General features: G+C 58.8%; 8 protein-coding genes. 4 read left to right on the forward strand and 4 right to left on the reverse strand.

Annotation, left to right across the window (positions count from 1 at the left end):
- The 3 genes from AAAB35_RS09945 to AAAB35_RS09955 all read right to left on the reverse strand — a co-directional run.
- Positions 1 to 707, reverse strand: a 707-nt coding sequence (locus tag AAAB35_RS09945; RefSeq protein WP_340668122.1) for a chemotaxis protein CheW, incomplete at its 3' end; no start/stop codon positions are given.
- A 4-nt stretch (positions 708 to 711) separates the two neighbouring features.
- A complete protein-coding gene (locus tag AAAB35_RS09950) occupies positions 712 to 2,643 on the reverse strand; it encodes a methyl-accepting chemotaxis protein (protein WP_112665438.1) in 1,932 nt (643 codons plus the stop codon).
- A gap of 122 nt (positions 2,644 to 2,765) precedes the next feature.
- Complete coding sequence (locus AAAB35_RS09955; protein ID WP_340668123.1) at positions 2,766 to 3,134, reverse strand: response regulator; 369 nt, start codon at positions 3,132 to 3,134, stop codon at positions 2,766 to 2,768.
- A 279-nt stretch (positions 3,135 to 3,413) separates the two neighbouring features.
- On the opposite strand from AAAB35_RS09955, the gene AAAB35_RS09960 reads away from it, so the two are divergent.
- From AAAB35_RS09960 to AAAB35_RS09975, 4 genes are all read left to right on the forward strand, one after another.
- Positions 3,414 to 3,605: a hypothetical protein gene (locus AAAB35_RS09960; protein WP_340668124.1), complete on the forward strand. Its 192-nt coding sequence runs from the start codon at positions 3,414 to 3,416 to the stop codon at positions 3,603 to 3,605.
- 330 nt (positions 3,606 to 3,935) lie between these two features.
- Positions 3,936 to 4,124, forward strand: a complete 189-nt coding sequence (locus AAAB35_RS09965; RefSeq protein ID WP_112825201.1) for a hypothetical protein — start codon at positions 3,936 to 3,938, stop codon at positions 4,122 to 4,124.
- Positions 4,125 to 4,499: 375 nt separating this feature from the next.
- Positions 4,500 to 4,904 carry a GFA family protein gene (locus AAAB35_RS09970; RefSeq protein WP_112665446.1) on the forward strand — a complete coding sequence of 135 codons (405 nt, stop codon included), beginning with the start codon at positions 4,500 to 4,502 and terminating at the stop codon, positions 4,902 to 4,904.
- Between the two features lie 491 nt (positions 4,905 to 5,395).
- Positions 5,396 to 6,352 (forward strand): SDR family oxidoreductase, encoded by a 957-nt coding sequence (locus AAAB35_RS09975; protein ID WP_340668125.1) that lies wholly within the window; start codon positions 5,396 to 5,398, stop codon positions 6,350 to 6,352.
- 351 nt (positions 6,353 to 6,703) lie between these two features.
- On the opposite strand, the gene AAAB35_RS09980 is transcribed toward AAAB35_RS09975, so the two are convergent.
- Entirely contained in the window at positions 6,704 to 7,396 is a 693-nt protein-coding gene (locus AAAB35_RS09980; protein ID WP_340668126.1) for a hypothetical protein, read from the reverse strand.
- Positions 7,397 to 8,897 lie beyond the last annotated feature (1,501 nt).

Below are 8,897 nucleotides of genomic sequence, written 5' to 3' on the forward strand. Positions count from 1 at the left end.
AGTCCCAACAGTTGACCCTCGTGCTCCACCACAACGATAAACGACGCTGTCGATCCTTCCTGGTTGCTATCGAGCCCGAGCAACGATGCGAGCGAAACGAGCGGCAGGACGCCGCCTCGCAAAGGAATGATACCTATGATCGAGTCTGGTGCATTTCCAAAGACGGAAATTTCCTCGGGAAGCCCCGAGACTTCGCGGATATCATCGAGGGGCAAGCCGTAAAGCTGTCCCGCGACGCGGAAGGAGAGCAATGCGATGAGTTTTGAGGTTTCCTCTGCTTCAGTCCCGCCAAGGCTGCCGCTGGCATGTCCGCGCTCGACCCTTGCTAGCCTCGTCTGCTTGAACGCGGCGTCCAGCAGGGCCGGCAAGCCATGGAGTGGGGCCGACAGTGTGTCAGTCGACAAACGCAGCACGTCGTCAACCAGAAGACCAAGGGCTCCCCCATGATCGTAGACGATGACTTTCCCGTGGTTTTGCATGGCAGTCGCGCTACCGTGCAAAACCTTGGTCATCGCTAGGATCGGGATTGGCTTGCCACGGAGATTGGCGATGCCAGCAAGCGCTTCTGGCCCATTGGGAACGCGCGTAATGTGAGGCACCCTAATGACCTCCAACACCTGACTCGCGTCAATCTCATGCCTCTGCTCTCCAACCCGAAACAAGAGCCGTCGCCGGTCAACATCTGCCATGGGGATTGACGCTGTCATGGGCCTAGCCGCCGGATAGTTGGAGTTCGTCAGCCAACGACGCAATTTCCTCAACAGCCGCAGCCAGATCCTCTGCCCCGCGCGATTGTTGCCGGGCCGCGGTCGCCGCCTGTTCCGAGGCCGCGCTTGCCTCCTGTGCAACCGCGGCGATTTGCTGCGTTCCAGCCTGTACCTGCTTTGCGGCAACAAAGATTTCCTGCGAGGCATCGAGGATCGAAGCGTTCCCTCGGACCATCGCTTCCACGTCGGCCTCCGCCGCGCTCAGCCGTTCGACGATCGTTTTGCTCTTGGCAATTTCTGCCTCTGACGCGACAGCGATCGTCTCCAATTCCCTCTGCACGGACCCGATCTGAATCTGGATTTGCCGCACCGTTTCCTTGACGCCATCAATATTCTCGGCTGCATCCTGTGAGAGCTTTCGGATGTCCGTCGAGACGATCGCAAAGCCACGGCCTGCATCGCCTGCTCTAGCAGCTTCAACTGATCCACTGACGGCCAGCATGCTCGTTTGCACGGCGACGAGAACGATCCGGTCAACCGTTCGCTCGATCTGGAAACCGATCTCTCCAAGCGCATTCAATTCCGTCAGCGCGTTTCGCGTCTCAACGAGCGCATCGGAAATGCCGGCCGCGATGCCGCTGAGATTGTCTTTGTTTTTCGCAAGAAGTGCCTTGATTTCGTCGGCGCGTTTGCTTGCCATGTCGGCACTTTCCTGTATCTGGAGAGCGCTTTTCTCAATTTGTGCCATGGCCGCATCGGCCTGCTGCGTTGCAGTCGCCTGGGATTCCGCACCTCGGCTGATCTGCTCGATCGCAATGAGGATCTCGCCGGCTGCACCTGATAGTTCCTGCACCGTCGTGGACAATTCCTCCGCCGCGGAACTCAGCTCCTCGGTTCGCGCGGATCGGCCGTTCTCATTCACAAGATCGTCAGCAAGCGTTGCAAGCGATTGCGCCGTCTTTTGGCTTTCGTCGAGAGCTGCACTTTGTTGCTGGACGGCGCGCTGGGCCTCCGTTGCAGCGGCTGACTGTTCCTCCGCCGCGGCTGCCACGGCTTCTGAGCCTTTCTGCGCCTCGCGCGTCGCGACCTCAGCTTCGACTGCGGCGATCAGGATCACCTGGCTACTTTGGGAAAGAGCAGTCAGGCCAGAGCGGATGGAATGCAATCCCTGCGAAATAGTTCGGCCCGAGGCCGTCTGCTCGGCCGCTTTGGCGGCGGCCGACTTGATGCGGTCGGAGACCCGTCGAACACCATCCACAATGGTCTCGGCATGCTGGCTGACCTCGCGCGAGCTCCGCTCGGCGATTTCGGCAAGCGACCGCACTTCGTCGGCTACGACAGCGAACCCACGGCCCTCATCGCCAGCGCGGGCGGCTTCAATCGCCGCGTTGAGCGCCAGAAGGTTGGTTCGATCCGAGATGTCGGCAACCGCGATGGTCGTGGCGCCGATGGTCTCCGCCTGAGTTTGAAGCCTATCAATGATATCGACGGAGGCGACCTGCCGAGACGCATTGGTACCGATCGCGGCGATTGAGGAATCGATCTGCGCCGCAAATTCAAGAACCGAGCTCTGGAGATCCTCAGTCCGCTTGCGGGCCGTCTCGGCTTCGGTACGAGCCGCGGAAAATCTGGACGAAAGATGGGTCGTGGCCAACAGTGACTCGTGCGCAGCGCCCGCTGCCTCTTCTGCTCCGGTGGCAATCTGCTCAAGCGCGCGGCGCAGTTGCTCGGCGGCTGCGGCGGCTTGTCCGACTCCTGCGGCCAATTCCTCGGTCGCAGCACCAATGCGCTCGGCTGCCTTCTGATGTCGAACGCGCGTGCGATCTTGGGACCTGCGAGAAGCGCTGGAGACCGCCGCCGTTGCAGCAGGCCTTTCGTTGGCCGTCTGTGGGGTGGCAGCCTTCAAACCCAGTTGCGTTGTCTTCACGAGTGCCATGGATTGTCCGTAGATCTCTGAGCCTGGATCGTAGCACAATGGTCGTGCTCAATATCGTCGTCGGCTGCTAAGTTATTTGATTTTTATGAACTAAGGGTGGGTGCAAAGCAATCGGTAGCCGTTTACAGGCGCACAAGCCCCCGGATTTGTTTGACAACACGCTCAATGTCGTAAGGCTTGGAAATGAAGCTCACATTGCCCGGCAATTCGTCTTTGGGCATTCTTAGGTAGCCTGAGCTTATGACAATCGAAATATCGGGCCGTGATTGGCTGACCAGACGTGCCAGATCCAGCCCGCTGATTGCACCGGGCATATTGACGTCGGTGAACAGGGTCCCGACGTGAGGGTTTTCGTCGAGCAGCTTGAGCGCCTCATCGGCCGATCCCGCCTCAAGAACTATCAACCCAGCATCCTCTAGGTCTTCAACCAGGCTCATTCGTATGAGAACTTCGTCCTCGACAACCAATACGAGATCAACATCAACGATCATGAAAGTGTACACCGGTGCTGGAAATGCGACACGGTTAAACGTCACTGACTAGATTAAGTTCCTCACCTAGAAGCAAAGTGCTTGTTTTTTCTAGACGGGTGCTCGCAACGGCGGTGTTCGTCTCTGCTAGCGCAGCCGCGCCTGGAACAATGCTAAGAACAAGCCCACTCCAGCGGCCAGGGGAAAATGCTGTCAAGCAACCGCATGGGGTATTCCACGGGTATTTCGGGGCTATGTCGCGATCGGCGCCGCCAGACGCTGTTGCTTTCGGAATTGTTGATGACTGCGTCGACAAAGGCGGAGCCCTTCAATCCGTCGTGGGCCGTCGGAATACCCGTCCGATCGCCGACGGTTCCCTGTTTTCCTAACGGCCTCGCATCGCCTCCCAAAGCCGGCATAGAGGTTTGCAAAAGCCTCCAGATAGCCGGCACCGCGCTTGATGATTTCGGTACGGCCGTGAAGCTCGTGTGAACGAACTCGTTCGGCTCTTCTTTGAACCAAGAGAGCAATGCTTTCTCGCCAAACACCATGAACTACTCACGACTAACCTATATCGGGAAGACCAGGTGCGTCGGGCTGTAAGTGACGTTAGTGTCGACTTCGGCGCTCGGACATCGGAAAATTTCTTTTCAGCGTTTTATACAGCCGAGGCCGATGGGATGGGCGTTGGGCTTGCTGTTCGCCGCTCGAAGGTCGGCGCACTCTTGTCTTTCCTCGTAGGGTTTCTGCCGTCTCCGGTACGAGCAAGGACACGTCTATGCTCCTTGTGCACGGCAAGGACGACCGGACCATCCCCTCCGAATGGCTTCTTCGCTAGCAGCCGCTCAGATCAGGACGGAAGGCTTCAAGGTCGAACTCGATATCGAACCGGCCGTCGGGCACACGATCTCGAGCACCGTGGCGCAGAAGGCGCTCGCTTTTTCCGGAAGACGTTCGCCCGAGAATGGAAACCGCAGATCAGCAGGGCGGTTTCCATTTCATGAGCGATGAGCAGACAAGTGACAATCAAACCCAGCCGCGAAAGACGATCTCATTCACTTCGACGACGAACACGTCTGGGCAGGTCGGCCATCAGCAACGTTGGACAAAGTGGTTCATGCCTGGCCAGCTCTGAGCCCGCCCGGTGCCTACGAAAAGGTCCGCGGCTGGTGGCACCTGGACGAACTCAGGGACGCAAGACGGAACGCAAAATCCCGCGACCGACGAAAGCAGAAGGTTTCCGAAGGGGCATCACCAGCGGAGTAGACTGGGCCACAGGAGGCGCTTCAATCCGGTATCCCCCGTCCAACTGACGCCGAAGCGGGGATGTCGACTTATGACTTTCAACCGCTATGTCCGAGGGATTGCTGCGGAAGGAGGACAGGTATGCACATCGACGGTGAGTGTCAGTGCGGGCAGGTCACATATGAGGCAGACATCGAACCCGGCGAAGTGTCGATCTGCCACTGCACGGACTGTCAAAGACTAACGGGAACCGCATATCGTGTGACGGTGAGCGCGCCCCGCAAGAGGTTCCATATCACGTCCGGCGAGCCAAAGCTGTACGTAAAGACCGCCGACAATGGTCGTCGACGGATGCAGTATTTCTGTTTTAACTGCGGGTCGCCGATCTACACGACCGGCGAGCTGCACGATGCTGATCAGGTAGGTATCCGGCTCGGAACCATAAACCAGCGGCAGGACCTCAAACCACGGTCGCAGTACTGGTGTTCTTCAGAACTTCCCTGGGTGCAGGATATTCGCGCGTTGCCGCGACACGACGGCGAGTGAAGGGGGCTCGGATCGACGGACCACGCCTAAGCCGGAGCTTGTTTGGCCTCATGGGTTTTCCGCTTGATGCCCAATCTGATGTTCAACGCTGTTCGAGCAAGAATCGAATGGCGGCGACGTTTCCGGGCTTTCGCGGGGTTCTTGGCCAATTGATAAAAATAATAACATCAATTGTTTATAGGCTGTATGGCTACCGCAGATGGTGTCGACGGGCGAAGTGGCTGGCAGACAGCCCGACGCCGCTTCTCATGATCGTGGCGGAACACGATCAATCGCGGCGACCGAACCTGCTCTGAAGGCCTGCGAGCGCGCGTTGCACCCAAACGCTTGGTAATGACAAAGGACGGTCATTTCGATCCTTACGAAATCGAATCGCAACTTCGGTCGGTGCGGCGATCGACTTGGTTCTAAACGGGTGTTGTTTTTACTCCCCCTCGCGGGACCTTTTGCCGTCGTCGGCGTTGTCTTTTGACGATCGAGAGGAGAGCGAGATGTCATCGAAAGCCACCGTCGCGAAGCAGCGCGATATCCAGCAGCAGGTCGAGAAGGCCGATCAGAAGACGAAATCGAAGCCCGCCGGCGCGATGCAGGCAGGCGCTCGGACCTATCCCGAACCGCCGTTCCCGAAAGTTCATCAGGACAAGCCTGGCTCTGAGGCCGATCTTCGTCTCGCACCGATGTACGACGCTCCCTTTTATCAGGGTTCAGGAAAGCTTAAAAACAAGGCAGCCTTGATCACTGGCGGTGATTCCGGCATCGGCCGCTCGGTGGCGATCCTGTTCGCACGCGAAGGAGCAGACGTCGCCATCGTCCATCTCGACGAGGACCGAGATGCGGCTGACACGAAGGCGGCTATCGAAAAGGAGGGCCGCCAATGCCTCGTCATCAAGGGCGATGTCAAAGACCCGAAGTTCTGCCGCGACGCCGTAGCGAAGGCTGCCAAGGAGTTTTCGCGCCTCGACATCCTCGTCAACAATGCTGCTTTCCAGGTCCACACAGCCGACATCGAAGACCTGACCGACGAGCACTTCGACGAGACTCTGAAGACCAACCTCTACGGTTATTTCTACATGGCGAAGGCGGCCATCCCTCATCTTACGAACGGGTCGGCGATCATCAACACTGGATCGGTCACCGGGTTGGAAGGCTCGAAGGAACTGCTCGACTACTCGATGACCAAGGGCGGCATCCACGCCTTTACCAAGGCGCTGTCGAGCCAGCTCGTTGCGAAAGGGATTCGCGTGAACGCCGTCGCGCCGGGGCCGGTCTGGACGCCTCTTAATCCATCCGACAAGCGGGCCGAAGACGTCGCGAGGTTTGGTAGCCAGACGGCGATGAAGCGTGCAGCCCAACCCGAAGAGATCGCACCTGCATACGTCTTCCTCGCGTCGCCCCAAATGTCGAGCTACATCACGGGCGAAATTCTGCCGATCGTTGGCGGCTACTGAGGCTGGCCATGGCAATGTGCTGTTCTTCTCGATCACAAGGCGTCCGCCTGCGGAAATCTCGTACGGCTTTGGTTCCGCTGACGCGGCGGTCGAAGACGTGCAACTGCCCTGTCTGAAATGGCGGCCGACGGCCTGCGGCGGGCGTCCTTCCCCTCCGCCTTGGAGCTCAGCTATGGATGCTGCTAGCCGGACATTGCCGTTCCGCCTTGGCCGAAGTTCGTTACAGGATGCGTGCACTAGTGGCAAAGCCGCGTGGACAGAGGGCAGCCTGCCGATCCTGCCATTGAATGCCGAATACGAATAACCCCGGAAGGCCGACTTGCCCTCCAGGGTATCTTCCGCTGGGGTGACTCACCGGTTGCCGGGCAGGCTTTGCCTTTGGCGGAGGTCGTCGATCGACTGGCTCTGAGTCATCCCGTCCTCGACCGGTCGGTCGCCTTCGGAAACGTCGCGCTGATGACCCGTCGGAAGGACGTCGTCGACGATATCGTCGGGGAGGTCCTCCGTCAGTTCGTATGCGCGAACGCGAGGAGAAACTGTCTCCGCGCTTCTCGAATACCGGCCGACACCTGTTGCAGCCCCGGCAGCCTCGTCCGCCTGGAAGACGTCGTCTCGCGACGCGGTCGCCTGCTGGTCACGGGTAGCGGTCCAGCCGTCCGTCCGCCAGAGGTCGGCACGCTCGTCCATGTCGATGGCGCCTTCGTCGTCGAGGATCGCATGAGCGGTGTTGTAGGTCGCGTCGTCAACGCCTGCGGAAACCAGGAAACCGCCGCGGCGCAGACCTTCGGCATAGACCGCGCGGTCATCGTCCGGGAACAGCCAATCTTCGAGCTTCGACCAGAAGCCGGCGCTTTCGGCTGCTGCTGGCGACCCTTCACCGTCGGCTTCGTAGCCGGGCATCAATAAGACATCAAGAATGCCAGCTTCCTTCAAGTTGTCTATGGCCTTTTCGGCGTCGCCGCGGCTGTCGAAGAAAGCAGTCAGCGTGCTCTTGGCGCGACCGCCCGAAAAGCTGGGAGCGCCATCGTTGTAGGGACTGGTCATAGGATTTTCCTCCGAGTTGTGTGGTCAGCGAACGGATGGAGGAGGGGATTGTTCCGGCAACTAGGTTACCAAACAAAATAAGCAGTGATCGACACGTATTCCTTGGGCAGACTGCTTACCCAGCCAGTCGACCACCCGCCAATTGAATAGAGCGCGGTTGTCATCTCGCAGTGTCCGGCAGCGGTGAACAGCGGACAGCGACGCTGGAGATGATGGTGGAACGTTCATGGCCGCCGGTAGTTATAACTTCGACGGGGCCATTTCGCAAAGCCATTGCATTAATAGCGCCGGAGCGAATTTAGGCCGATCCTAATGGCGTCGACAAGTCGCCAATCTGAACATGCCCTATGACGAACCTCGGAGGATGCGATGGCTTACCGCGCGACAATGCTCGGAGCATGCGCCGCGATGGTGGCTTTGGCCGCGACGCCGATCGGGGCGCAGCCACCAACCGGGGCCGTCGGCCGCGAAAATAGCCTTTCTGCATTCCTTTGACGGGCGGTTCAAGGGGATAGGTAGTTTAGAGCGTGTCAACGGCTCAGGCCACACGCTGACATGTAGGTTCAATGGTACCAGCAAGGCAGGGAGCGCTGACCTCGACGGGCGCTGCTCGGCGGCAGTTATATTTAGCGCATCGATGCGTATCGATATTCAGTATAATCCGGGCAATGGGCGCTATACCGGCTCGTTTCGTGAGAGCTTGGGGACCGTCGCACACCTTGCGGGCTCTCGCACGGGGGAAACGCTTTCGCTCGCGTTTACCGAAACGGCGGAAAGTGTTCGTCCCGACCCGCCCGCGCGGCTGACCATCACCCGAAGAATCTCGACATTGTTTTGACGTTGCGGGGAACAAAGCCTGGTCTGGGTCAAAACCTCGACCTTGTCTTGCGGCAGGCTGAAGCGCTGAGCGGAGTCGAACGGGCCTCGTCCAAAAGAGGTAGGAACGAAAGCGTGCCCTCTCCGTTTTTGGTCGGGCTTTGCGTCATTTTCTTCCCCGCGAAGCCTCAACGCTCCATCCCCCTGCAACCGTGACTGCTGGGTTCGAAACAAACTCCCCGCTTCCTTCAGCGGGGTTTTTTCGTTTTAGGGAAGGTCGACGTCTGGCTGTCGACCCTTGAAAAGACAGGGAGCAGAAAATGGCGAAGCGGTTCGTTTTTCGGTTCAGTTCTGGAAGAGAATATTAGGAAAACCAACATTCGGAACTAAAACGAAGCGGCTTTCGACATCGTCCCCCAGGCGCACACACACAAGCCGTGGAACTTGGCCCTGCTCGGTCGCCTCCTTGGAGGGTCGTGTTCCAACGAAATCCCGGGGAACGGCCGGGTACGGCACGATTTAACGGAGATCAGTTAGAGCCGCTCAAATCTACGCTTGCAAGTGGCGTTGGACTTGGTGCCCCAGCGTTATCGGCCTCCGCCTTCGACGGACAACCCCACTATGATAGGCTCACTCGGTTTCCCCACCACTGGGATTCAAGTCATCGCGTGCCAACGCGTTGGCG

The organism is Phyllobacterium sp. (assembly GCF_037994425.1).
Lineage (GTDB): Bacteria > Pseudomonadota > Alphaproteobacteria > Rhizobiales > Rhizobiaceae > Phyllobacterium.